This window comes from Paraburkholderia sp. A1RI-2L (genome assembly GCF_048957375.1).
Lineage (GTDB): Bacteria > Pseudomonadota > Gammaproteobacteria > Burkholderiales > Burkholderiaceae > Paraburkholderia.
Genome location: NZ_JARBTA010000001.1, coordinates 2,406,970 through 2,432,569 on the forward strand (window position 1 = coordinate 2,406,970; position 25,600 = coordinate 2,432,569).

19 protein-coding genes are annotated in these 25,600 nt (G+C 65.2%); 6 read left to right on the forward strand and 13 right to left on the reverse strand.

What is annotated here, in order from left to right; translation table 11 throughout:
* Window positions 1-81 precede the first annotated feature (81 nt).
* Together uvrA and PWP93_RS10955 are read left to right on the forward strand one after the other, a co-directional pair.
* Window positions 82-2,973, forward strand: coding sequence for an excinuclease ABC subunit UvrA (gene uvrA, locus PWP93_RS10950; RefSeq protein ID WP_421044499.1), 2,892 nt, complete (start codon window positions 82-84; stop codon window positions 2,971-2,973).
* A 106-nt stretch (window positions 2,974-3,079) separates the two neighbouring features.
* The gene (locus PWP93_RS10955; protein WP_421022945.1) at window positions 3,080-4,165 is read left to right on the forward strand and encodes an AI-2E family transporter; all 1,086 of its coding nucleotides are present in this window, start codon (window positions 3,080-3,082) and stop codon (window positions 4,163-4,165) included.
* A 34-nt stretch (window positions 4,166-4,199) separates the two neighbouring features.
* Here PWP93_RS10955 and PWP93_RS10960 read toward each other — a convergent pair whose 3' ends face one another.
* The 13 genes from PWP93_RS10960 to PWP93_RS11020 form a co-directional block, all read right to left on the reverse strand.
* Window positions 4,200-4,886 carry a response regulator gene (locus PWP93_RS10960; RefSeq protein WP_421022944.1) on the reverse strand — a complete coding sequence of 229 codons (687 nt, stop codon included), beginning with the start codon at window positions 4,884-4,886 and terminating at the stop codon, window positions 4,200-4,202.
* 84 nt (window positions 4,887-4,970) lie between these two features.
* A complete protein-coding gene (locus PWP93_RS10965) occupies window positions 4,971-7,001 on the reverse strand; it encodes a type IV pili methyl-accepting chemotaxis transducer N-terminal domain-containing protein (protein WP_421044500.1) in 2,031 nt (676 codons plus the stop codon).
* Between the two features lie 318 nt (window positions 7,002-7,319).
* The gene (narI, locus tag PWP93_RS10970; protein ID WP_421044501.1) at window positions 7,320-8,003 is read right to left on the reverse strand and encodes a respiratory nitrate reductase subunit gamma; all 684 of its coding nucleotides are present in this window, start codon (window positions 8,001-8,003) and stop codon (window positions 7,320-7,322) included.
* A complete protein-coding gene (gene narJ / locus PWP93_RS10975) occupies window positions 8,000-8,701 on the reverse strand; it encodes a nitrate reductase molybdenum cofactor assembly chaperone (protein WP_421044502.1) in 702 nt (233 codons plus the stop codon). Before narJ ends, narI begins: the two co-directional genes overlap by 4 nt.
* 13 nt (window positions 8,702-8,714) lie before the next feature.
* Complete coding sequence (narH, locus tag PWP93_RS10980; RefSeq protein WP_421044503.1) at window positions 8,715-10,268, reverse strand: nitrate reductase subunit beta; 1,554 nt, start codon at window positions 10,266-10,268, stop codon at window positions 8,715-8,717.
* Window positions 10,265-13,996: a nitrate reductase subunit alpha gene (locus tag PWP93_RS10985; protein WP_421044504.1), complete on the reverse strand. Its 3,732-nt coding sequence runs from the start codon at window positions 13,994-13,996 to the stop codon at window positions 10,265-10,267. The genes narH and PWP93_RS10985 overlap by 4 nt, the downstream gene beginning before the upstream one ends.
* A gap of 240 nt (window positions 13,997-14,236) precedes the next feature.
* Window positions 14,237-15,631, reverse strand: coding sequence for a NarK family nitrate/nitrite MFS transporter (locus tag PWP93_RS10990; RefSeq protein ID WP_421022938.1), 1,395 nt, complete (start codon window positions 15,629-15,631; stop codon window positions 14,237-14,239).
* Window positions 15,632-15,705: 74 nt separating this feature from the next.
* Window positions 15,706-17,028, reverse strand: a complete 1,323-nt coding sequence (locus PWP93_RS10995; RefSeq protein ID WP_421044505.1) for an MFS transporter — start codon at window positions 17,026-17,028, stop codon at window positions 15,706-15,708.
* A gap of 252 nt (window positions 17,029-17,280) precedes the next feature.
* Window positions 17,281-18,150, reverse strand: a complete 870-nt coding sequence (purU, locus tag PWP93_RS11000) for a formyltetrahydrofolate deformylase (protein WP_421022936.1) — start codon at window positions 18,148-18,150, stop codon at window positions 17,281-17,283.
* A 74-nt stretch (window positions 18,151-18,224) separates the two neighbouring features.
* Entirely contained in the window at window positions 18,225-19,082 is an 858-nt protein-coding gene (locus PWP93_RS11005) for a DUF4743 domain-containing protein (RefSeq protein ID WP_421044506.1), read from the reverse strand.
* Window positions 19,083-19,113: 31 nt separating this feature from the next.
* Window positions 19,114-19,728 (reverse strand): LysE family translocator, encoded by a 615-nt coding sequence (locus PWP93_RS11010; protein WP_421022934.1) that lies wholly within the window; start codon window positions 19,726-19,728, stop codon window positions 19,114-19,116.
* Between the two features lie 87 nt (window positions 19,729-19,815).
* Window positions 19,816-20,382, reverse strand: a complete 567-nt coding sequence (locus PWP93_RS11015) for an adenine phosphoribosyltransferase (RefSeq protein ID WP_421044507.1) — start codon at window positions 20,380-20,382, stop codon at window positions 19,816-19,818.
* 104 nt (window positions 20,383-20,486) lie between these two features.
* Window positions 20,487-22,499, reverse strand: a complete 2,013-nt coding sequence (locus PWP93_RS11020) for a cation:proton antiporter (protein ID WP_421042610.1) — start codon at window positions 22,497-22,499, stop codon at window positions 20,487-20,489.
* Window positions 22,500-22,698: 199 nt separating this feature from the next.
* Between PWP93_RS11020 and kdsD the strand changes: the two genes are divergently transcribed.
* The 4 genes from kdsD to lptA are packed head-to-tail and all read left to right on the forward strand — an operon-like array spanning window position 22,699 to window position 25,590.
* Entirely contained in the window at window positions 22,699-23,685 is a 987-nt protein-coding gene (gene kdsD, locus PWP93_RS11025) for an arabinose 5-phosphate isomerase KdsD (protein ID WP_421022931.1), read from the forward strand.
* Complete coding sequence (locus tag PWP93_RS11030) at window positions 23,685-24,266, forward strand: KdsC family phosphatase (RefSeq protein ID WP_421044508.1); 582 nt, start codon at window positions 23,685-23,687, stop codon at window positions 24,264-24,266. Before kdsD ends, PWP93_RS11030 begins: the two co-directional genes overlap by 1 nt.
* Window positions 24,263-24,865 carry an LPS export ABC transporter periplasmic protein LptC gene (lptC, locus tag PWP93_RS11035; RefSeq protein ID WP_421022929.1) on the forward strand — a complete coding sequence of 201 codons (603 nt, stop codon included), beginning with the start codon at window positions 24,263-24,265 and terminating at the stop codon, window positions 24,863-24,865. Before PWP93_RS11030 ends, lptC begins: the two co-directional genes overlap by 4 nt.
* Before the next feature lie 32 nt (window positions 24,866-24,897).
* Window positions 24,898-25,590, forward strand: a complete 693-nt coding sequence (gene lptA, locus PWP93_RS11040; protein ID WP_421022928.1) for a lipopolysaccharide transport periplasmic protein LptA — start codon at window positions 24,898-24,900, stop codon at window positions 25,588-25,590.
* Window positions 25,591-25,600: the final 10 nt, after the last annotated feature.

A 25,600-nucleotide genomic window follows, 5' to 3' on the forward strand; every position in this document is an offset into this window, starting at 1 on the left:
AAAGACCTTCAGCAAGCCGTAACGGCGGTCTGGAAAAGTCGTTATAGTAGCAGGTTTAGCCTCCCTTTCTCCCGCAGGTTCATGGAACAAATCCGTATCCGTGGGGCCCGAACCCACAACCTGAAGAACGTCAATCTGGACCTGCCGCGCCACAAGCTCGTGGTGATCACCGGGCTTTCGGGCTCGGGCAAGTCGTCGCTGGCGTTCGACACGCTTTACGCGGAAGGCCAGCGGCGCTACGTGGAAAGCCTTTCGGCCTACGCGCGCCAGTTCCTGCAACTGATGGAGAAGCCCGACGTCGACCTGATCGAGGGCCTGTCGCCGGCGATTTCCATCGAGCAGAAGGCCACCTCGCACAACCCGCGCTCGACGGTGGGCACGGTCACCGAGATTCACGACTACCTGCGCCTGCTCTACGCGCGCGTGGGCACGCCCTACTGCCCCGACCACGAGATTCCGCTTGAGGCACAAAGCGTCTCGCAGATGGTGGACGCCGCGCTCGCGCTGCCCGAAGAGACCAAGCTGATGATCCTCGCGCCCGTGGTCGCCGACCGCAAGGGCGAGCACGCCGAGCTCTTCGACGACATGCAGGCGCAGGGCTTCGTGCGCTTTCGCGTGCGCTCGGGCGGCGGCACCGCCAATGAAGGCGAGGCGAAGATCTATGAAGTCGAGTCGCTGCCCAAGCTCAAGAAGAGCGAGCGCCACACCATCGACGTGGTGGTCGACCGCCTGAAGGTGCGCCCCGACATGAAGCAGCGTCTGGCGGAGTCGTTCGAAACTGCGCTGCGCCTCGCCGACGGCCGCGCCATCGCGCTCGAAATGGACACCCACCGCGAGCACCTGTTCAGCTCGAAGTTCGCCTGCCCGATCTGCTCGTATTCGCTGCCGGAACTGGAGCCGCGCCTCTTCTCGTTCAACAACCCGATGGGCGCTTGCCCCGAATGCGACGGCCTCGGCCAGATCACGTTCTTCGATCCGAAGCGCGTGGTCGCGCATCCGTCGCTCTCGCTCGCCGCGGGCGCGGTGAAGGGCTGGGACCGGCGCAACCAGTTCTACTTCCAGATGCTGCAAAGCCTCGCGGTGTTCTACGATTTCGACATCGACGCCGCGTTCGAGGACCTGCCCGAAAAGGTGCGCAAGGTCCTGCTCTACGGCTCGGGCAAGCAGGAAATCCCGTTCTCATACATCAACGAGCGCGGCCGCACCTCGGTGCGCGAGCATGTATTCGAAGGGATCATCCCGAACCTGGAGCGCCGCTACCGCGAGACCGATTCGTCCGCGGTGCGCGAGGAACTGGCGAAATACCAGAACAACCAGGCCTGCCCGCACTGCAAAGGCACGCGCCTGCGCCGCGAGGCGCGTTTCGTGCGGATCGGCTCCAGTGAAGACGCGCGCGCGATCTACGAGGTGAGCGGCTGGCCGCTGCGCGACACGCTCGGCTATTTCCAGACGCTGCGCCTCGAAGGCGCCAAGCGCGAGATCGCGGACAAAGTCGTCAAGGAGATCGTCGCGCGCCTGATGTTCCTGAATAACGTGGGCCTCGACTATCTCTCGCTCGAGCGCAGCGCGGAAACGCTCTCGGGCGGCGAGGCGCAGCGCATCCGCCTCGCCTCGCAGATCGGCTCGGGCCTCACCGGCGTGATGTACGTGCTCGACGAGCCGTCCATCGGCCTGCATCAGCGCGACAACGACCGTCTCATCTCCACGCTCAAGCATCTGCGCGACCTGGGCAATTCGGTGATCGTCGTCGAGCACGACGAGGACATGATCCGTATGGCCGACTATGTCGTGGACATGGGCCCGGGCGCCGGCGAGCACGGCGGCATGGTGATCGCCGAAGGCACGCCGAAGGAGGTGGAGAACGACCCGGCCTCGATGACCGGCCAGTACCTCTCGGGCGCGCGCCGCATCGATTATCCGGACGAACGCATCGAACCCGGCGAGCGGCGCCTGCGCATCGTCGAAGCCTACGGCAACAACCTCAAGCACGTGACGCTCGACCTGCCGGTGGGCCTGCTCACCTGCGTGACGGGCGTCTCGGGCTCGGGCAAGTCCACGCTGATCAACGACACGCTCTATCACGCGGTGTCGCAGCATTTGTACGGGTCGTCGGCGCAGCCCGCGCCGTTCGAGGCCATCGAGGGGCTCGAGCATTTCGACAAGGTCATCAACGTCGACCAGTCGCCGATCGGCCGCACGCCGCGCTCGAATCCGGCCACCTACACGGGGCTTTTCACGCCCATCCGCGAGTTGTTCGCGGGCGTGCCGGCGGCCAAGGAACGCGGCTACGAATCAGGCCGCTTCTCGTTCAACGTGAAGGGCGGCCGCTGCGAAAGCTGCCAGGGCGACGGCGTGCTGAAGGTCGAAATGCACTTCCTGCCCGATGTCTACGTGCCCTGCGATGTCTGCCACGGCAAGCGCTACAACCGCGAGACGCTGGAGATCCAGTACAAGGGCCGGAACATCAGCGAAGTGCTCGACATGACGGTCGAGGCGGCCTATGAGTTCTTCAAGGCCGTACCGGTCGTGGCGCGCAAGCTCAAGACGCTGCTCGACGTGGGCCTTGGCTATATCCGTCTCGGCCAGTCGGCCACCACGCTGTCGGGCGGCGAGGCGCAGCGCGTGAAGCTGTCGCTGGAGCTCTCGAAGCGCGATACGGGCCGCACGCTGTATATACTCGACGAGCCGACCACGGGCCTGCATTTCCACGACATCGCACTACTGCTGGAAGTGATCCACCGGCTTCGCGACCAGGGCAATACAGTGGTGATCATCGAGCATAATCTCGATGTCATCAAAACCGCCGACTGGATCGTGGACATGGGCCCCGAAGGCGGTGCGGGCGGCGGCCAGATCGTGGCCCAGGGCACGCCCGAGCAGGTCGCGAAGGCCAAGGCGAGCTTCACGGGCCGCTATCTCGCGCCGCTGCTCAAGCGCCAGGTGGCCGCGCTTGACGCGGCTTCGGGGAAATAGGCCATCGAAATGGTTGCGGCGGCCATGGCCGCGGCAACCCCGGCTGTAGCAACAACAGAGCGGGGGCGCTGGCGTCCCCGCGGTCTGAAGACGGAATACACCCAACATGGTCAAGCGCAACGAAGCGACCGACGATAAACAGGTGCGCGACCTGCGGCCAAGACCGGTCAGGCTCACGAGCGACATGAGCCTGCCGAAACTCTCGGCGGTGGAAATTGGCAGCTATGTGGCCGCGCTCGCCGGATTGTGGGCGGTGCTGCACCTGAACCTGCTTGGCGCGCTGCTCGCGGGGATGCTCGTCTTTCAGCTCGTGCACACCATCGCGCCGCTGATCGAGCGGCGCATGTCGAGCCAGCGCGCGCGCTGGCTCTCGGTCGTGCTGGTTTCCATTGTGATCGTGGGCGTGCTCACGGGCCTCACCGTGGGCGTCATCGAACAGTTTGAAAACGACGTGCCGAGCGTCCAGAAAGTGATGGCGCAGATGATGACGTTCGTCGACCAGGCGCGCGCGCGGATTCCCGACGCCATCGCGGCCTATCTGCCCGTGGACGTCGCCCAGATGAAGCTCAAGGCCATCGCGCTCATGCACGAGCACGCCACCCAGCTCGGCCAGGGCGGCAAGAACGCCGCGCGCATCTTCGGGCATATCGTGATCGGCATGATCATCGGCGCGATTGTCGCCATCGGCACGCAGAAGAACGCCACGCGGCTGCCGCTCTCGACCGCCTTCGTCACGCGCGTGTCGCGCTTTGCCGATGCGTTCCGCCGCATCGTGTTCGCCCAGGTGAAGATCTCGGCCATCAACACGGTGTTCACCGGGCTCTTCCTGCTGCTCGTGCTGCCGCTCTTTCACGCGCCGCTGCCGCTCGCGAAGATGCTCGTCGTGGTGACCTTCGTGGTCGGCTTGCTGCCCGTGATCGGCAACCTGATCTCGAATACGCTGATCGTCGCGATCGCGCTGACCGTGAGCCTGCCTGCGGCGGTCACGGCGCTCGCGTTCCTGATCGTGATTCACAAGCTCGAGTATTTCCTGAACGCGCGCATCGTGGGCGGCCAGATCGAGGCGCGCACGTGGGAGCTGCTGGTCGCGATGCTCGTGATGGAAGCCGCGTTCGGCATCCAGGGCGTGATTGCCGCGCCTATCTTCTACGCCTACATCAAGCGCGAGCTGATCTATTTGCGGCTCGTTTGAGCCTCTGGCGTCTGGCAAGGCGGCACGCGCCGCCTCATCCCTCGCGCGGCTCGCCCGCGCCGTCCGCCATGCCCTCGTGCCCCACCGCGTAGACGGCCACCTGCACACGGCTCGAGAGGTTCAGCTTGCGCAAGATGTTGCGCACGTGAATCTTCACCGTGCTTTCGGCCAGATCGAGCGTGCGCGCGATCTCCTTGTTGCTCGCCCCGCGCGCGAGCTCGCGCACGATGTCGCGCTCGCGCGCGGTGAGCGTCTCGCCGCTCGTGCGCGGCGCGCTGGGCGCGCTCGGCGCCGCCGCCGGCTTGCGCATCTGCTCGACCAGCTTCGCCGTCATGTGCTCGGTGATCACCGGCTGGCCGGCGGCCGCCTTGCGAATGGCCGCGACGAGCGCCTCCGCGTCGATGCTCTTGAGCAGGAAGCCGCTCGCGCCCGCGCGCATCGCCGCGGTGAGCTCGTCGGCTTCCTCGGAGACGGTCAGCATGACAACGGCGGCATCGGGCAGGTCCTGCACCAGCAATTGCAGCGTTTCGAGCCCCGAGAGGCCGGGCATGTTCAAATCGAGCAGGATCACGTCGGGCTCGTGCTGCTGCGCGCGCTTGAGGCCTTCGACGCCGTCCGAGGCTTCCCCCACCACTTCGAGGTCTGGCTGGCGTTGCAAGAGCGCGCTCACGCCCGAGCGAAAAAGCGTGTGGTCGTCGATGAGCAGAATGCGGATGGTCATGGCCTGAAATTCAGATTGTGGCGATTCGGTCTGTGGTGGCGCGAAGCCCGGCGCGTAGGGTAGATCACAAGCGAATAAAGCCGATCAAGCCGCCTTGCGGCTCGCGGCCGGCAGCACGAGCTCCACGCGCGAGCCGCGCCCCGGCGCGCTGTCGAGCGCAAGCGTTCCCGCAAGACGCTTGGCGCGCTCGCGCATGATATGGAAACCGACATGGGCCTCGCCGCGCGCGGCAATGTCGGCAGGATCGTAGCCTACGCCATCGTCTTCGATGGTGAGGCGGAAGTCGCGCCGGTTGACGACGCTCACATGCACGTGCTGCGCCTCGGCATGTTTGCGGATGTTAGAAAGCGCCTCCTGCAGCACGAACAGGACCTGGAGTTGCTGATCGGCCGGCAGCGGCGGGCCGCCCTCGTCGCGATAATCGAGTGTGAGCTCGGCATCCGACTGGCGCCGAAAGCGCGCCACCGTATCGTCCACCGCGGGCCGCAGCGCGCCCGACTCGAGCTTCGAGCGGAAGTTCAGCAGCAGCTCGCGCACGTCGTCGTAGCTCTCCTTCACGCCGCCCGCGAGCAGCGGCACGATCTCGCGCGCTTCGTCGAGATTGCCGTCGGCCACGGCGCCATCGAGCAGGTGCACCTGCATCTTCAGAAAGCTCAGCCCTTGCGCAATGCTATCGTGCAGCCCCTGGGCGACGAGGTTGCGCTCCTCCGAAACCGCGAGCTGGCGCGCGAGCGCCGCGAGGCGCCGGTTCTTCAGTGCGACGCCGAGATGTCGGCCGAGCGTTTGCAGCAACTGGACTTCCGAGGGCGGCATATCGCGCTCGCGCCGAAAGTGCAGCGAGAACGTGCCGAGCGGCTCGCTCTGCGAAACGATGCCGAACACCGCGACGCTCGCAAAACCCGCGCGCAGGCAATGCTGCGCGTGCTCGCGCTCGGCGTCGCTCATGGCGGGCATGCGCCCCTTGGCGCCCGTGCCTGCAACCAGGTTACGCAGATCGACCACCACCACCGGCTCTTCCGCCGATGCGGCACCGCATGCGCAGTCTTGCGCGGGCATGCATTGTTCGGCGCGCACGAGTTCCTCGGGCAGGCCTTCGGCGACCAGCAGATGCAGATTGTCGTCCTCGGCCGAGGCGATACGCACCGTTCCGCCGTCGGCCTCGAACTCGCGCATGAGGCGCGTGAGGAAGTCGCGGCACAGCGGCTCGACCGGCCCCGGCGTATTGAGAAAAGCCGCCATTTCGTACAGGATGCGCAGCTCGCGGTTTTGCGCCGCCAGTTGCGCGGTCTTCACGTCCACGCGCGCAGCAAGGTCCTGATACAGCGCTTGCAGCTCGGCGACCATCTGGTTGAAGCCCTGCGCGAGATGGCCGAATTCGTCGCGCGTATCGACGGGCAGGCGCGTATCGAACTCCTGCGCCTCGATGCGCGCGAGCCCGTCCTGCAGGCGCTGCACGGGCACCACGAACCACAGGTAAAGCAGATAGACGATCGCCACGGTGCCCACGCACGAGAGCGCGGCGAGCGCGATCTGCGAAGTGCGCAGCCACGCCGTCTTGCGCGCGTTCTCGCGCTCGATCAGCACGACGAGTTGATTGGCGTCATCGACGAAGCCGGGCAGCAGCGCGAGGTACGCCGACGGCGCACCCACGCCCGCAACACGGTCGCGCTGCGCGGCCGGCTCGAGCCGTTCGTGCCACGACGTGGCAACCCGGTCGAATTGCCGGCGAATCAGCACGTCGTCGGGCAGGAATAGCGGGCGAGCCGCATTGCCTTCGTGCAACTGGTGCAGGGTCTCGTTGAGCTGGCCAATCTGCGCGTCGAGCCGCGAAGGGTTGCCCTGACGGCTCTCCCACAATTCGATAGCCACCGCATTCGCGCGCATGCGCAGGCTGCCGGCGTCGTTGATCGCGGCACCCGCGCCTTCGAGCTGCCACGAGAGCCAGAGCGTGCCGCCGATCATCGTGAGCACGATGGCGAGCACGACCGTGGAGAGCACGACGATGCGCGTGGACAGGCGCCGGCGGAAGGGCGCCAGCGAGCCGGCTGAAGTGGCGGCTCCGGCAGCCGCCAGGTGCGGCCCGGAGCAGGCGGCGGAATCGGGAGAACGGGTCATCGCCATAAAAGACACGGAGAACGAAGTGCGGCGCGCGGGCGCCGGTATTCCTCATTATCGGTTGACGTATCGCAAACAGCACGACCAGCGGCCAGATTGGCCTTGAACTGCGACACTATGCGCCAGTTCGCCGCGGCGTGCCAGCCGGATGCCCGGCGAAGAAGCACAAAAAAAGGGAGCTCGCGTATCGCTCGCTCCCCGCAAAAGAACGGCCGATCCCCACGGCCGCCCAGAGGCAACTACAGCAACCTCAGCAATTTCAGCAACCTCGCTATGAAGACACGGAAGACGGGCCGGCGGCCCGCCTCAGGCGCGTGCCTAGCGGCTGCGCACGACCTGCCATGCCCGCGACAGATAGGTGACCGAGGCCAGCCCGCTCCATACGTGCACGAGACGCGTGAACGGGAAGATCACGAACAGCGTCATGCCCATGAACAGATGCAGGCGGAACACGAGCGGCGCATCGAGCACGTAGCTTGCGGCGTCGCCGCGGAACGTCACGATGTGCTGCGCCCAGGTCATGAGACGCACCATCATGGCGCCATCCATGTGGCTGGCCGACGCACCGATCGTCGTGAGCCCGAGCAGCAGCGTGACGAGGATCCACAACAGCAGCACCTTGTCGCCGAAACGTGTGACCGCCGAGATGCGAGCGTTCGTGAAGCGGCGGTGCAGCAAGATCGCGAGACCCGCGAGACACATGGTGCCCATCACGCCGCCAGCGATCATCGCCAGCAACTGCTTGGCCTGATGCGGCACGCCGAGCCAGTCCCAGACCGCCACAGGCGTGAGCAGGCCCACGAAGTGCCCGGCGAAGAGCCCGAGGATACCGATGTGGAAAAGGATATTGCCCAGACGCAGTTGCCCGCGATAGAGCAATTGCGAGCTGTCGGCCTTCCACGTGTACTGCTCGCGCTCGAAGCGCGCGAGCGAGCCGAACAGGAAGATCGATGCGGCGATATACGGATAGATGCCGAACAGAAACTGGTTGAACATGTTCATTGCATTTCCTTTGTGCGACCGGGCATGGCGGACGAAGCTGCATACGCCGTGCGCGGGTGGAACTGGACGATCTGCGGCGCGTTCGCGGCGCCCGCGCCGAACGGCTGCAGGAGGGGCTCGACGCCGTCGGCGCCCGTGCCGAAGCGCTCGAGCGCTTCGTCCATGTCGCGTATCGGCGCGCCGGTGATCGGCAGCGGCTCGACCACGCTCATCTCGCACAGCACGGTGAAGATGGCGGCGTAGGGGCTCTCGTCTCGCTCGAGCTGCTTGCCGAGCGCGGCGAGCACGTGAATCGCTTCGCCGAGCAGCGCGCTGGCTTCTTCGTCGCCGATCAGGCCGAGCACTTCGAGAAAGAGCGGCACGTAATCGGGCAACTCGCTCGCCGTGACATCGAGTCCGAAGCTGCGATATTCGTCGAGCAGATCGACCATCGCCTGGCCACGCGCGCGGCTTTCGCCGTGCACGTGCTCGAACAGATGAAGCGAGTGGCGCGGATTGCGGTCGAACGTCGCCACGTAGATTTCCTGCGACTCCGTGAGCGAGCGCTCGCGCAGCGCCGCGATGAGCGGCGCAAGTTCGCGCACGGCGAACGGCCCGTGCGGCGACGTGGCGAGCACGCCCTCGATTTCGTCGAGCGCATCGAGCAGGGGCTGCTCGGGATAGTCAAGCAGCGCGGAGAGAACGGAATAGATCGACATGATGGTGCCCTCCTCAGCTTTCCGACGTCGCCTTGCGGCGTGACTTCGGCATATCGGCGAACACCACGCTGCCCTCGTGCTTCGCGCCGAAGAGCGAGCCATCCGAAACGCCGCCCGAGCACCCGTTGCCGAACGAGAAGCCGCAACTGCCCTTCTCATTGAACGAGTCTTCGACCATTTCCTTGTGCGACGACGGCACGACGAAGCGGTCCTCGTAGTTCGCGATCGCCATGGTGCGATACATGTCCTCGACCTGTTCGGCGGTGAGGCCCGCGCGCTTGAGCAGCGCGTTGTCGTTCACCCCGTCCACCGACTGCGTGCGCTTGTACGCGCGCATCGTCAGCATACGGTTGAGCGCCGAAATCACGGGCTTCTCGTCGCCGGCGGTGAGCAGATTCGCGAGATAGCGCATGGGAATGCGCAGGCTCGCCACATCGGGAATCACGCCGTCCATGCCGATATGGCCCGCGTCCGCGGCCGACTGGATCGGCGAGAGCGGCGGCACGTACCAGACCATCGGCAGCGTGCGGTACTCGGGATGCAGCGGGAACGCAATCTTCCACTCGACTGCCATGCGGTACACGGGCGACTTCACGGCCGCATCGAGCCAGCTCTGTGGCACGCCCTGGCGCAGCGCCTCAGCGCGGATGGCCGGATCGTGCGGATCGAGGAACACATCGAGTTGCGACTGATACAGGTCCTGCGTCGATTCCACCGATGCCGCTTCGCCAATGCGATCCGCGTCGTAAAGCATCACGCCCAGATAGCGGATGCGGCCCACGCAGGTTTCCGAACACACCGTCGGCTGACCCGCTTCGATGCGCGGATAGCAGAAGATGCACTTCTCGGCCTTGCCGCTCTTCCAGTTGAAGTACATCTTCTTGTACGGGCAGCCCGAAATGCACATGCGCCAGCCGCGGCACTTGTCCTGGTCGACGAGCACGATGCCGTCGTCCTCGCGCTTGTAGACCGAGCCCGAAGGGCACGACGCCACGCACGCCGGGTTCAGGCAGTGCTCGCACAGACGCGGCAGATACATCATGAAGGTGTTCTCGAAGAACGAGTACATCTCCTTCTGCACGTTCTCGAAGAGCTGGTCGCGGCTGCGCGATTCGAACTCGCCGCCGAGGTCGTCTTCCCAGTTAGGACCCCAATGGATCTTGTCCATCTTCTTGCCGGTGATCACCGAGACGGGGCGCGCGGTGGGCGGCGTCTCCGAGAGACCGGCCTTTTGCAGATGCTCGTAGTCGTAGGTGAACGGCTCGTAATAATCGTCGATGGCCGGCAGATTCGGGTTGGCGAAGAGGTTGGCGAGCACCTTGAGCTTCGGCCCCTGGCGCGGCTCGAGCTTGCCGGAGGCATTGCGCATCCAGCCGCCCTTCCACTTCTCCTGGTTTTCCCATTCCTTCGGATAGCCGATGCCGGGCTTCGTCTCGACATTGTTGAACCACGCGTACTCGACGCCGTCGCGTGAAGTCCACACGTTCTTGCACGTGACGGAGCACGTATGGCAGCCGATGCACTTGTCCAGATTCAGGACCATCGCCACCTGAGCGCGGATTTTCATGATGCTGCTCCTTCCTTCATCGGGCCTTCGAGCCACTCGACCTTCTTCATCTTGCGAACGATCACGTACTCGTCGCGATTGCTGCCGACCGTGCCGTAGTAGTTGAAGCCGTAGGCCAACTGTGCGTAACCGCCGATCATGTGCGTGGGCTTGAGCACCGTGCGCGTGACCGAGTTGTGAATGCCGCCGCGCTTGCCGCTCGTTTCCGCGCCTGGCACGTTGATGATCTTTTCCTGGGCGTGATACATGAGGCACATGCCGCGCGGCACACGCTGGCTCACCACGACGCGCGCGGTGAGTGTGCCGTTCACGTTGAACACTTCGACCCAGTCGTTATCGACGAGACCCGCTTCCTTCGCCTCGGCTTCCGAGACCCACACGTGCGGGCCGCCGCGCGAGAGCGTGAGCATGCGCAGGTTGTCGGTGTAGGTCGAGTGAATGCCCCACTTCTGGTGCGGCGTAATCCAGTTCAGCACCAGTTCGCTCTCGCCGTTGGGCTTCGCACCCAGCATCGGCGCAATCGTCTTGGTGTCGATGGCGGGCTTGTAGTTGCAGAAGCCCTCGCCGAAGTCGAGCATCCAGCGGTGATCCTGATAGAACTGCTGGCGACCCGTGAGCGTGCGCCATGGAATCAGCTCGTGCACATTCGTGTAGCCGGCGTTGTAGCTCACCTCCTCGGATTCGAGACCCGACCACGTGGGCGCGGAGATGATCTTGCGCGGCTGCGCCTGCACGTCGCGGAAGCGGATCTTGTCGTGCTCGCGGCCTTCGGCGAGGTGCGTGTGGTCGCGGCCCGTGATCTTCGAGAGTGCGTCCCACGCCTTCACCGCGACGTGGCCGTTGGTTTCGGGCGCGAAGGTGAGAATCATCTCCGCGGCATCGATGGCCGTCTCGAGGCGCGGGCGTCCTGCCGTCACGCCTGAGCGCGCATCGCCATGGGTGCCCGTGAGGTGAGCGAGTTCGCCCACTTCATGCTGGGTGTTCCAGTTGATGCCCTTGCCGCCGTTGCCGAGCTTGTCGAGCAGCGGCCCGACCGAGGTGAACTTGTTGTAGATCTCGCGGTAGTCGCGCTCCACCACCGTCATCGACGGCGCGGTCTTGCCCGGAATCAGATCGCATTCGCCATGGCGCCAGTCCTTCGGCTCGAACGCCTGGCCGAGCTCGCCCGGCGTGTCGTGCATCAGCGGCGTGCAAACGAGGTCGGTACGCGTGCCGAGGTGCTCGCCGCCGATCTCCGAAAACTTCTTCGCGATCGCCTTATAGATCTCCCAGTCGGTCTTGCTTTCCCACAGCGGCTGCACGGCCTCGGAAAGCGGGTGGATGAACGGATGCATGTCGGACGTGTTGAGGTCGTCCTTCTCGTAGAACGTGGCCGTCGGCAGCACGATGTCGCCGTACAGGCACGTGGTGCTCATGCGGAAATCGAGCACCGCGAGCAGATCGAGCTTGCCCTCGGCCGCCGCGCGCACCTTCACTTCGGACGGCTTGATCGCGTCGGCTTCGTCGCCGAACAGCGCGTTCTGCGTGCCGAGCAGGTACTTCAAAAAGTACTCGTGGCCCTTGCCCGAGCTGCCGAGAATATTCGAGCGCCACACGAACATGTTGCGCGGGAAATTCGCCGGATTGTCGGGATCGTCGCAGGCGAAGTTCAATTCGCCGGACTTCAGCTTATCGACCGTGTACTGCACCGGCGGCACGCCCGCGCGCTTCGCGGCGTCCATCACGTCGAGCGGGTTTGCGCCCAGCTGCGGCGCGGAAGGCAGCCAGCCCATGCGCTCGGACTTCGCGTTGAGGTCGAGCATCGACAGGTTCTTGTAGCGCTTGCGATCGGCGCCCGGCCCGAGGATCTCGTCGAGCTCGACTTTCTCGTGGCGCCACTGGCTCGTGTGGTTGTAGAAGAACGACGTGCCGTTCATCTGGCGCGGCGGGCGCTGCCAGTCGAGCGCGAACGCGAGCGGCGCCCAGCCGAATTGCGGACGCAGCTTTTCCTGGCCCACGTAGTGCGCCCAGCCGCCGCCGCTCTGGCCGACACAGCCGCACATCATCAGCAGATTGATGATGCCGCGGTAAATCATGTCGTTGTGGTACCAGTGATTGAGGGCCGCGCCCACGATCACCATGCTCTTGCCATGCGTGCGATCGGCGTTGTCGGCGAATTCGCGCGCCACCTGGATCACGAGCTTGCGCGGCACCGTGGTGTGCTTCTCCTGCCATGCGGGCGTGCAAGGCACGTCGTCATCGTAAGAGGACGCCACGTTCGGGCCGCCGAGGCCCTGGTCGACGCCGTAGTTGGCCATCTGCAGGTCGTACACGGTCGCGACCAGTGCGCTCGTGCCGTCCGCGAGCGCCACGCGCTTCGCGGGCACGCGGCGCGCGAGCAGCGCACCGTGTTCGCCGCCGAAATACGGGAAGCTCACTTCGACCACTTCGTCATGCTGATCGATCAGCGAGAGGCGCGGATCGATCTCGCGGCCGCTGCCGCCATCCTTCATTTCGAGGTTCCAGCGGCCCACCTTCTTGCCGCCATCGTGCTCGCCTTCTCCCCAGCGGAAGCCGATCGAGCCGTTCGGCGCGACGATATCGCCAGTGGCCGCGTCGATCGCGAGCGTCTTCCATTGCGGGTTGTTCGCTTCGTCGAGATTGCCGGCGAGCTGCGAGGCGCGCAGGAACTGGTCCGGTACGACCACGCCATCGCGCTCGGCGAGCGTGACGAGCAAGGGCATGTCGGTGTACTGCTTCACGTAATCGCGGAAGTAGGTGGACTTGGCCGAAGCGTGGAATTCCTTGAGCACCACGTGACCCATCGCGAGCGCGAGCGCCGCGTCGGTGCCCTGCTTCGGCGCGAGCCAGATGTCGCCGAACTTCACCATCTCGCCAAAGTCCGACGAGACCGCTACCGTCTTGGTGCCCTTGTAACGGACCTCGGTGTAAAAGTGGGCGTCGGGCGTGCGCGTCTGCGGAACGTTCGAGCCCCACACCATCAGATACGTGGAGTTGTACCAATCGGCCGATTCCGGCACGTCGGTCTGTTCGCCCCAAACCTGCGGCGAGGACGGCGGCAAATCGCAATACCAGTCGTAGAACGAAAGACATGCGCCGCCGATCAGGCTCAGGTAGCGCGCACCCGCCGCATACGAGACCATCGACATCGCGGGAATCGGCGAGAAGCCGATCACGCGGTCCGGGCCATATTCACCGACGGTATAGGCGTTGGCCGCCGCAATCATTTCGGTGGCCGTATCCCAGTCGGCGCGCACGAAGCCACCCTGGCCGCGCGCACGCTTGTAGCGCGCCGCCTTCTCGGGATTTTCGACGATCGAGGCCCACGCCTTGACCGGGTCGAGCGTGCGGCGCGCATCGCGCCACATGTCCATCAAGCGGCCGCGGATCATCGGATACTTCACGCGCTGTGCCGAGTAGACGTACCAGCTATACGAGGCGCCACGCGGACACCCGCGCGGCTCATGATTGGGCAGGTCGGCGCGCGTGCGCGGGTAGTCGGTCTGCTGCGTTTCCCACGTGATCAGGCCGTTCTTCACGTAGACCTTCCACGAGCACGAGCCCGTGCAGTTCACGCCGTGGGTCGAACGCACGACCTTGTCGTGCTGCCAGCGGCTGCGATAGCCGTCTTCCCACTTGCGGTCTTCGTTCACCACCGCGCCATGACCATTGGAAAAGGTCGACTTCACACGCGACATGAACTTCAACCGGTCCAGAAAGTAACTCATACGATGCTCCGGGACTGCTGATGTTTTGTCTTCGACTGCGCCTGCCGTTTCGCGCCGCTTGCACGTCTTGCGCGTGCCGTTCGCGTGCAACCCGCGGGCCGTCGGTTTTCGAAAATCACTTTTTGAGTATGCCGGGCAGGCGTCGACCTGCCCATTCATCAGGGGGAGAGTGCGCGTGGCGCATCGGGAGTAGGCCCCTCGCGCCCCACTACTCCTGAAGGACTAGTTCGGCCGGCGGCCTCAGCACGGCATCGAGGCGTTGCGGCGTGCGTAGAAGAACCACGTCACGAGCGCGCACACCACGTAGAAGCCGATGAAGCACACGAGCGCCATCACGGGAGAGCCGGTCATGTCGAGCGAGGTGCCAAAGCTCTTCGGGATGAAGAAGCCGCCGTATGCACCCATCGCGCCCGCAAAGCCCAGCACCGCCGCCGATTCCTTGCTCGCCTCGGCGAGCGCGCTGTGCTTTGCAGGAGCGCCCTTGCCCTCGGCCGCGCGCTGATGCTGCGTGAGGAAGATCACGGGAATCATGCGGAAGGTCGAGCCGTTGCCGATGCCGGTCAGCGCGAACAACACCACGAACATCGCGAGGAATCCGCCAAAGCTGCCTTGCGCGCCACCCAGCGCACCGCCCGGAAGGAAGGCGATCACGCCCACCACTGCCGCGATCATCGTCACGAAGGTCCACAGCGTCACGCGCGCGCCGCCCATCTTGTCCGAGATCCAGCCGCCGACCGGACGCGTGAGGGCGCCTGCGAGCGGCCCGAGGAACGCCCATGCAGTCGGGTTGATCGCGGGGAATTCAGCCTTGGTCAAGAGCGCGAGACCCGCCGAGAAGCCAATGAACGAACCGAACGTGCCGACATAGAGGAAGCACATGATCCAGTTGTGCGCGCGGCGGAAGATCACGGCCTGCTCGCTGAACGAAGCCTTCGCATCGGCGATGTCGTTCATGCCGAACCATGCGGCGAGCGACGACACGATGATGAGCGGCACCCAGACGAAGCCCGCGTTCTGCAGCCAGATGCTGTGTTCGACGCCGTCCTTCACATACGTCTGGCCGTCGCCGAGCAGGCCCGCGAACACGGCCGTCGAGATCACGATGGGCGTGACGAACTGCACGACCGAGACCCCCAGATTGCCGATGCCCGCATTCAGGCCGGTGGCGAAACCCTTGCGCGCCTTCGGGAAGAAGAAGCTGATGTTCGCCATCGACGAGCTGAAGTTCGCGCCGCCGAAGCCGCACAGGAGCGCGAGCACGAGCAGCGTCGTATAGGACGTGGACGGGTCGCGCAGCGCGAAGCCCATGCCGATGGCTGGGATCAGCAGGCTCGCCGTGGAGATAGCGGTAAAGCGGCGGCCACCGAAGATCGGCACGAGGAACGAATAGAAGATGCGCAGCGTGGCGCCCGAGAGCGCCGGCAGCGCCGTGAGCCAGAACAGCTCGTTCTTGGTGAAGTGGAAACCTCCCTTGTCGAGATTGACGACCGTAACGCTCCACAGCGACCACACGACGAACGCCAGCATCAGCGCGGGAATCGAGATCCAGAGGTTACGTGTGGCGATCTGCTCGCCGGAAGCTTCCCAGAACTTGGTGTTCTCGGGCTCCCACTTGGTCAGAAGATATTTGGACATGGTTGTGCTCGTACAGTGAGCGCCGCCCACGCGGCGCGTTAAATCATTCGTGCTGCCCATTCCGGGCTGGCCAATTAGTGATGCGAAGCTTCCTTCAGCGTGGCGACCTCGCTCTCCTCCTTGCGCTCCAGCACCGCACGGCCATGCGCGACCGCCTCGGGGCGGAACGAGAAGTGCATGAAGAGCAGGCTGACCACGGTGGCGCCGAACATCAGCATGAAACAGGTGGTGCGCACGCCAGTGAGGTCCACCAGCAGGCCGAACAGGATCGGCAGGATGAAGCCCGCGAGACCGCCGGCGAGGCCTACCACACCGGATACCGCGCCGATGTTGTCGGTGTACTCGTCGCCGATGAATTTGAAGACCGAGGCCTTGCCCACCGCCATCGCAATGCCCACGATGAACATGAGCACCGTGTAGAACACCGGGCCGGTGCTGATGTGCAGGCCAAGCGGGCCATGCGCGCTGTGAATCACGAAGTCGGTCGGCGGATAGCTCAGCAGAAAGAAGCAGCCGAGCGAGACCCACATCACGGCCCACGTGGTGCGATACGCGCCGTAGCGGTCGGAGAGCCAGCCGCCGATCGCGCGCAGCACGCCGCCGGGCAGGGAGAAGCACGCCGCGAGGAAAGCCGCCTGCTCGATACCGAAGCCATACTGGTTCACGTAGTACTGCGGCATCCACAGCGAAAGGCCCACATAGCCGCCGAACACCACCGAGTAGTACTGGGAATAGCGCAGCACGCGCGGATCGGTAAGCACGCGCATCTGGCTCGCCACGTTGGTCGAACTCGCGACGCGATGCGCGGGATTGCTAGCCGAGAACACCCAGAACAGCAACGCGGTGACGAGCATCGCAACCGAATAAACCTTCGGCACGATGGTCCATGACCCCGCGGCGACGATCAGCACCGGCGCGACGAATTTATTGAGCGCCGCGCCCGAGTTGCCCGCACCGAAGATGCCCATGGCGAAGCCTTGGCGCGACTTCGGGAACCAGCGCGCGACATAGGGCGTGCCAACGGAGAACGAAGCGCCCGCGAAGCCCACGAACAGCCCGAGCACCAGGAATTGCCACAGTTGCGTCGCGTACGACACGAGCCAGATCGGCACGACCGTGGCAATCATGGTGAGGAAGAAAACGATGCGGCCGCCAAAGCGGTCCGTCCAGATGCCGAGCGGCACGCGGGCAAGTGATCCGGTGAGCACCGGCATCGCGGCGATCAGGCCGAATTCGGTGTCGGTGAGATGGAGTTGCTGCTTGAGAGGAATGCCCAGGATCGCAAACATCATCCAGACAGCAAAGCAGATCGTGAACGCGAAGGTACTCGAACCGAGCACGCGCCAGGCGCGGCTGTCTGGTACGGCATCCGCCTGCGGGGAAAGGGCGGCTTTCATGGTGTTTCCTTTTCTTGTCGGATTGATGTAACAAGATTAGGAAGCACCGCACCTGACGACTATTACTCGCAGGTAGGACGAGACGATCCGCCGCTAGGTCTTAGGGAGTAGTCCGAGGGAGTGGAGCGGTGTTGAGGAAGGGACCGCGAGATGCGGTTACACCGGCTAGCAATAAGAGTAATTCGAAAATCCGCAGCGTGCGCATTGCACGCTACGGCAAGGTGTCGCAACAACGAGAACGAGATTTCGAAATTACCGGAACACCACGGTCTTATGCCCGTTCAGCACGATGCGATGTTCGACATGCCACTTCACCGCGCGCGCGAGCGTCACGCACTCCACGTCGCGGCCGATCGCCGTGAGCTGTTCTGGCGTCATGTTGTGATCCACGCGTTCGACTTCCTGCTCGATGATCGGGCCTTCGTCGAGATCGGACGTCACATAGTGCGCCGTCGCGCCAATCAGCTTCACGCCGCGGTCGAACGCCTGATAGTAAGGCTTCGCGCCCTTGAAGCTCGGCAGGAACGAATGGTGAATGTTGATCGCGCGGCCTTCGAGCGCATCGCACAGCTGCGGCGAGAGAATCTGCATGTAGCGCGCGAGCACCACGAGGTCGGCGCCCTCGCCGTTCACCACATCGAGCACGCGCGCTTCCTGCGCGGCCTTGTCCGCATCGCTGCCGCCGAGCAGCGGGAAATGATGGAACGGAATGTTGTAGCTCGCCGCGAGTTGATAGAAGTCCTTGTGATTCGAGATGATCGCGGGAATCTCGATGGACAACTGACCGGTGCGATAGCGGAACAGCAGATCGTTGAGGCAGTGGCCGATCTTCGAAACCATGATGACCACGCGCGGCTTCACGTTCGCGTCGTGCAGTTCCCAGCGCATGCCGAATTCGTCGGCAAGCGGCGCGAAAGCGGCGCGCAGGCCGTCGAGACCGGGGTCGCCGCCCACTTGCTGAAAGTGCACGCGCATGAAGAACTCGCCCGTGTGGCTATCGCCGAACTGGGCCGAGTCGAGAATGTTGCTGCCGCGCTCGAACAGGAAGCCCGACACGGCATGCACGATGCCCGGCCGGTCGGCGCACGACAGTTTGAGAATGAAGCTGTGATCGGTCGACATGACCCTGGTTACTCCCGTCAATTACCTGGTGATTCAAAAGGGCTTTGGGCTTTTACAGAAAAACCGGCGCCCTTTCACAGCGTCGGCGGTTCGAAGATCGCGGCGATGCCCTCGCATGCGTCTTCGTCTATCCATCGGCGGCGCAGCAGCAGATCGAGCGTCGCGAGGCTCGCGTCCACCGTCATCTTGCCCTCCTCGATCCAGCGCGCGGCTTCGTCGATGCGCGCGAGGCAGTGCTCGCCGACTTCGCCGTCCTGATTGTGCGGCACGAAGTCAGCGGGCAGCGCGAGGTCGTAGACGAAGATCTGCTCGGCCTGGGTGCCCTCGGGCAACGATTGCAGCACGTGCACGGTGCGTCCCGGCCGCGCCTGCGAGGCCAGCTCGGCGGCAATGCCCGCCTCTTCCCAGCACTCCTTCACGAGCGTGGCCTCGATGCCGAAGCCCCAGCCGATGCCGCCCGCCACGACGTTGTCCAGCATGCCGGGGTCGGTGGCCTTGGTGTCGCTGCGGCGCGCGATCCACAACTGCGGCGCGCGAGTCGACGCGAAGCCCGCGTATTCTACGATGCCGTTCAAATGCACCGCGTACGTCATCGTGCCGAAAAAGCGCGAGGCGGCGCGCTCGATAAAAGCGAGCGGCGCTGCGTCGAAGGCGTTGCGGATCGCGTAAGTTTCGTTGCGCCAGCCGGGAATGCGGCCCTCGGCGGCCAGCGCGCCGATCACGGCGGCGAGCGCCGCGCTCTTCGCCGTCACGCTGTCGAACTCCGCGGCGAGTGTAACGTGCGCCTCGTCGATCTCGAAGATGTCGGGCCAGCGTGCGAGCAACGCGACGTCGCCGCGGCGAATCCAGCCCACGCGTTCGTCGCCGAAGAAAAACGGCAGATGCGCGCTCGCATCGAAACGGCGCGCGTCGGTAATGCAAGGCAAGGTCATGTCGTAGAGCTCCAGACGTCGTGCGGATGCATCAGTCGCGCAGCGCGATGCGCATGCCGATGGCGATGAAGGTCAGCCCCGCGAGCCGGTCGAGCCACACGCCGGCGCGCGGCCGGCGCTTGAGCCAGCCGCCGATGGTGCCCGCGCACAGGCCGAACAGCGAGAACACCACGACGGTCTGCGCCATGAACACGAGACCGAGTTCGAGCATTTGCAGCGTGACGCTTTGCGCGCCATGCGTATCGACGAATTGCGGCAGGAACACGACGAAGAACAGCGTCACCTTCGGGTTCATCACATTGCCGAGCACGCTCTGGCGAAAAATCGCGGAAAGCGGCTGGCGCGGCCGGTCGCCCGCCGCGGCGAGCCCCCGGCTCCTGAGCGCCTTCACGCCAATCCAGACGAGGTACGCGGCGCCCGCGAGCTTGAGGATCTGGAACGCGAGCGGCGACGAGCGCAGCACGGCGGCAATGCCAAGCGCGGCGAGCGTGGTGTGGAACGTCACGCCCGCGGCAAAGCCGAGCGCGGCCACGAGGCCTGCGGCGCGACCCTGCGAAATGCCGCGCGCGAGCACCTGCAGGTTGTCGGGGCCGGGCGCGAAGGTGATCGCAAGCGAGGTGGCGAGAAAGAGCGCGAAATTGGGCATGGGCTCAGTCCATTGGGGGAATCAAGATCAGCGCAGCGGCCGCTTAATGACCGCTTAACGACCGCTTAATAACCGCTAAACGACCGCTTAATGACCACCAAACGCGGTCACGGTGAAGAGCGGCAAGCCCGCTTCGGTGAGCAGCTTCGAGCCGCCCAGGTCCGGCAGGTCGATGATCGCTGCGCCCTCCACCACCGTCGCGCCGAGGCGCTCGAGCAGCAGCTTGCCCGCGAGCATGGTTCCGCCCGTCGCGATCAGGTCGTCGACGATCACCACGCGATCGCCCTTGCGGCAAGCGTCATCGTGAATCTCGACAGTGGATTCGCCGTATTCGAGCTTGTAGGTCTCCGAAACCGTCTTGTACGGCAGCTTGCCGATCTTGCGGATCGGAATGAAGCCCACGTTCAGTTCGTACGCAACGATCGGCCCGATGATGAAGCCGCGCGCGTCGAGCCCGGCCACGTAATCGAGCTTGGCATCGACATAACGCTCCACGAACAGGTCGATCAGCACGCGCAAGCCCTTCGGGTGGCCGATGAGCGGCGTGATATCGCGGAATTGCACCCCCGGCTGAGGCCAGTCGGGCACCGTGCGGATCAGGCTGTTGACGAACCGTGAGGCTTCGGCGCTCGCGTTCGCAGGTGCGTTGGACATGATTGCTCCGGGTAATGACAAGAATAGAGATGCGGGTTCTAGCGGTTTCTGATCGTCGGGACGGAACCCTGACCATTCTGCGGCCCAAATGGCTGGACCTTCGCTCAGGCCGTCGCGCCCGCGCCGGCGGCGCCCGCCTTGCGATGGCGCGACAGGAGTTCCTCGGCTTGCGCCAGTTGCTCGGGCAAGCCGCGCAGCACGACGATGTCGGCTTCGCGCAGCTTCGTCGACGGGTCGGGCTCCACGCCGCGAATGCCGTGCCGGCGGATCGCCGTCACCTCCACGCCGAGGTCGAACAGCCCCAGATCGGCGAGCGTGCGGCCCACCGCCTCGGCGCGCGCGTCGACCGGTACGGATTGTAGCCGCACCTGCTCGTGACCGTCCTCGCCTGCATCGTCGGTGCCGTGGAAGTAGCCGCGCAGCAGGCTGTAGCGCTCGTCGCGCATTTCTTCCACGCGCCGCACCACGCGACGCATCGGCACGCCCATCACCACGAGCATGTGCGAGGCGAGCATCAGGCTGCCTTCCACGATCTCGGGAATCACCTCGGTCGCACCGGCTGCGAGCAGGCGCTCGAGATCGGCATCGTCCACGGTGCGCACGATCACGGGCAAGGTAGGTTCCAGTTCGTGGATGTGGTGCAGCACCCGCAGCGCGGACTGCGTGTTCGCATACGTAATCGCCACCGCCGCCGCGCGGTGAATGCCCGCCGCCACCAGCGACTCGCGCCGCGCCGCATCGCCGAACACCACCGACTCGCCGGCCGCCGCCGCCGCCGCCACACGATCGGGGTCGAGGTCGAGTGCCACGTACGAAAGCCCTTCGTATTCGAGCATGCGCGCGAGGTTCTGCCCCGCACGGCCGTAACCGCACACGATTACGTGGCCGCTCTGCTTGATGCTCTGCGTGGCGATGCGCGTCATCATCAGCGACTGCTGCATCCATTCCGTCGACGACAGGCGCAATACGATGCGGTCGGCGTTCTGGATCAGGAACGGCGCGGCGAGCATCGAGAGCAGCATCGCCGCGAGAATCGCCTGAAGCAGGACGGGATCGACGAGATGCTTGTCCAGAATGAGGTTCAGCAGCACGAAGCCGAATTCGCCGGCCTGCGCAAGACCGAGGCCGGTGCGCATCGCCACGCCCGGCGAGGCACCGAAGAGGCGCGTGAGCGCCGTGATGGTGACGGCCTTGAGCACCACCGGCCCGATCACGAACGCGGCCACCATGAACGGGTGCTGCCAGATCACGTGCGGGTTGAGCAGCATGCCCGTGGTCACGAAGAAGAGCCCGAGCAGCACGTCGCGAAACGGCTTGATGTCCTCTTCCACCTGATGCTTGTACGGCGTCTCGGCGATCAGCATGCCCGCGATGAACGCGCCGAGCGCGAGCGAGAGGCCGAATTTATCGGTGATGAACGCCGCGCCCAGCGTGACGAGCAGCACGTTGAGCACGAACAGCTCCTGCGAGCGGCGCCGCGCGACCACGTTGAACCAGCGCGTCATGAACTTCTGCCCGACGATGAGCAGAATGCCGAGCGCGAGCACGATCTTGATGGCCGCCATGCCGAGCGACTCGACGAGCGATGCCGACGAACCGCCGAACGCCGCGATCACGATGAGCAGCGGCACCACGGCGAGATCCTGGAACAGCAGCACGCCGAGAATGTTGCGGCCATGCTCGGATTCGATCTCCAGACGCTCCGCCAGCATCTTGCTCACGATGGCCGTGGACGACATGGCAAGCGCGCCGCCGAGCGCGATACAGGCCTGCCAGGTAATGTGCACCCACGGCGCGAGCGCGAGCCCGACCAGCAGCGCGACCGCGATCGTGCCCATGACCTGCGAGAGCCCGAGGCCGAACACGGCCCGCCGCATGGTGCGCAGCTTCGAGAGGGAGAACTCGAGGCCAATCGAGAACATCAGGAACACGACGCCGAACTCGGCCAGATTCTGCGCGCCCGCCGTGTTCGGCACGATGCCGAGCGCCTGCGGACCGACCAGAATGCCGACCGTGAGATAGCCGAGCATCGGCGGCAAGTTCAGATAACGGAACAGCACGACGCCAACCACCGAGGCGAGCAGCAGAAACAACGTCATTTCCAGCGGGGAAATCATCGTGTGAAGCGTCCTCGGTCGTGAATGTGGCGGCGATGCAAACGAAATGAATATTGCCCGCGCCGGTCGGGTCCATGATCGGCGCAAATCGGGATTAAAGGGAAGTACCGCGGAAGAGGGGCGCAAAGGCGGCAAAAGCCGGCGCTTTGGCACTGAGAGCGCCGGCGCGGCGCTCATACGCCTTTGCTATACTCCGCGAATGATAGCGAAAATCAATGGCGATCGGGCGCTGAAGCTCGCTCGCGACGTGCTCGACATCGAAGCCGACGCCGTGCGCGGACTTCGCGACCGGCTCGACGACAACTTCGTCGGCGCGGTCGACCTCATCCTCAGTTGCCGCGGACGCGTAGTCGTCTCCGGTATCGGCAAATCGGGCCACATTGCCCGCAAACTCGCGGCCACGCTCGCCTCCACCGGCACGCCGGCGTTCTTCGTTCATCCTGCCGAAGCGAGCCACGGCGACCTCGGCATGGTGACCGCCGACGACGTGTTCGTCGGCCTGTCCAACTCCGGCGAATCGGAAGAGCTCGTCGCCATCCTGCCGCTCGTCAAGCGCATCGGCGCGAAGCTCATCGGCATGACGGGCAACCGCCCGCAGTCCACGCTCGGCAGACTCTGCGACGTGCATCTGGACGCCGGCGTCGAGAAGGAAGCCTGCCCGCTGAATCTCGCGCCCACGGCCAGCACAACGGCGGCGCTCGCGCTTTCCGACGCGCTCGCGGTCGCGGTGCTCGATGCGCGCGGCTTCGGCGCCGACGACTTCGCGCGCTCCCATCCCGGCGGCGCGCTCGGCCGGCGCCTGCTCACCTACGTTCGCGACGTGATGCGCACGGGCGACGCCATCCCGAAGGTGCGCGGCGACGCCACGGTGCGCGACGCGCTCTTTCAGCTCACCGCCAAACGCATGGGCATGACCGCCATCGTCGATGAAGAAGACCGCGTGGCCGGCATCTTCACCGACGGCGACCTGCGCCGCGTGCTCGAACGCGTGGGCGATTTCCGCGATCTGCCGATCGCCCAGGTGATGACGAAGGGCCCGCGCACGATCGGCCCCGACCAGCTCGCGGTGCAAGCCGTGGAACTGATGGAGCGCCATCGCATCAATCAGATGCTGGTGGTGGACGCCGAGGGCATGCTCATCGGCGCGCTCAACATGCACGACCTGTTCTCCAAGAAGGTGATCTGATGAATGCGGCCCCCGGGCTTGACGCGAACGCGCGTGCCGCGCGCGTGCGCTTGATGATTTTCGACGTCGACGGCGTGCTGACCGACGGCGGCCTGCTGTTCACGGGCGCGGGCGACACCATGAAAGGCTTCAACTCGCTCGACGGACACGGCGCGAAGCTCTTGCGCGAAGCCGGCATCGACACGGCCATCATCACCGGGCGCCGCTCGGAGATCGTCGCGTTGCGCGCGAAGGAGCTGCGCATCACGCATCTGTATCAGGGCGTCGAGGACAAGCGCGTCGCGTTCGAGACGCTACTCGCCGAAACCGGCATCACGCGCGAGCAGTGCGGCTACATGGGCGACGACTGGCCCGATCTCGGCGTGATGCTCCAGTGCGGCTTTGGCGCGGCGCCCGCGAACGCGCATCCGGACGTGCTCGCGCGCGCACACTGGGTCACCGACAAAACCGGCGGCCACGGCGCCGTGCGCGAAGTCGCCGACCTGATCCTGCGCGCCCAGGGCCATTACGACGCCATGCTCGCGGCGGCGTGCGCCCCGCACTCGCCGCACACAGCGGAGTCGCGCGCGGAGTCCCGATGAACCAGCAGAAGTTTCGCCTCACCTCGCTCGTGCCGGTGATCTGCGTGGCGGTGCTCGCCGGCTTCACTTGGTGGCTGATTCAGGCCGTCAAGCCGCGCGAGAACGAAGCCGCGCCGCGCCCGCTCACGCACACGCCCGACTATTTCGCCGACAACTTCTCGGTCTCCGAGCTCGACCAGTCGGGCTCCACGCAATACCGCCTCACCGCCGAGCACATGGTGCATTACGAGGACGACTCGAACAGCGACCTCACGATGCCCGCGGTGCGCGCGTTCCAGCCGGGCAAGCCGGTGGTCACGGCCACGGGCAAGCGCGGCAGGGTCAACGGCGACGCCTCGATCGTCGACCTGTACGACAACGCACGCATTCTGCGCGCAGCCGGCCCGGGCGACCCCGACATGCAGGCTGATTCCGAGCATTTCCGCGTGCTCGTGAACGACGATGTGATCCTGACCGAAAAGCCGGTTAAACTTCGTCGCGGCCAGTCGGTCATGACGGCCACCAGCGGCATGAACTACAACAACGTCACCCGGGTCATCCAGCTCTTCGGCAATGTCCGCGGCGCGATCGCCCCGGCTGATTCCGGCGGCTCGTCCTGATCCCCCGGGCCGTCCACCCAAGGCACGACTGCATGAACGATTCGCTTCCCCGACCTTTGTCCGGCCGCCCGCACGCGCAGGGCTGGCGCCGCGCTGCGTTCGCGACGCTGGCCGCGCTCGCGACCGCGCTGCCGCTCGCATGCATCGCGCCCGCCGCGCACGCCGAGAAAGCCGACAAGGACAAGCCGCTCAACATCGAAGCGGACAACATGACGTACGACGATCTGAAGCAACAGACCGTCTTCACGGGTCACGTGATCGCCACGAAGGGCACGATCATGATCAAGGCCGACAAGCTCGTCGTCACGCAAGACCCGCAGGGCTATCAGTACGCCACCGGCACGGTGGCGCCAGGCACGCCCGAAGCCAACCTCGCGTATTTCCGCCAGAAGCGCGAGGGCATCGACGAATACGTCGACGGCACCGCCGAGCGCATCGACTACGACGGCAAGCAGGATCTCACCACGCTCACCACGCGCGCGACAGTGCGTCGCCTGCAGGGCCTCTCGACGGTGATGGACACGGTCCACGGCAGCGTCATCACCTATGACGGCCAGAACGACTTCTACACCGCGAAGTCGGGCTCGGACGTCGCCGGCCCCGGCAATCCGAAGGGCCGCGTGCGCGCGATGCTCTCGCCGCGCAACGGCGGCGCACAGCCGCTCTCCGGCGGCCCGGCCACGCTCGCGCCCTCCACGACACTCAAGGGAGCGCCGCAACAGTGAACACCGCCAC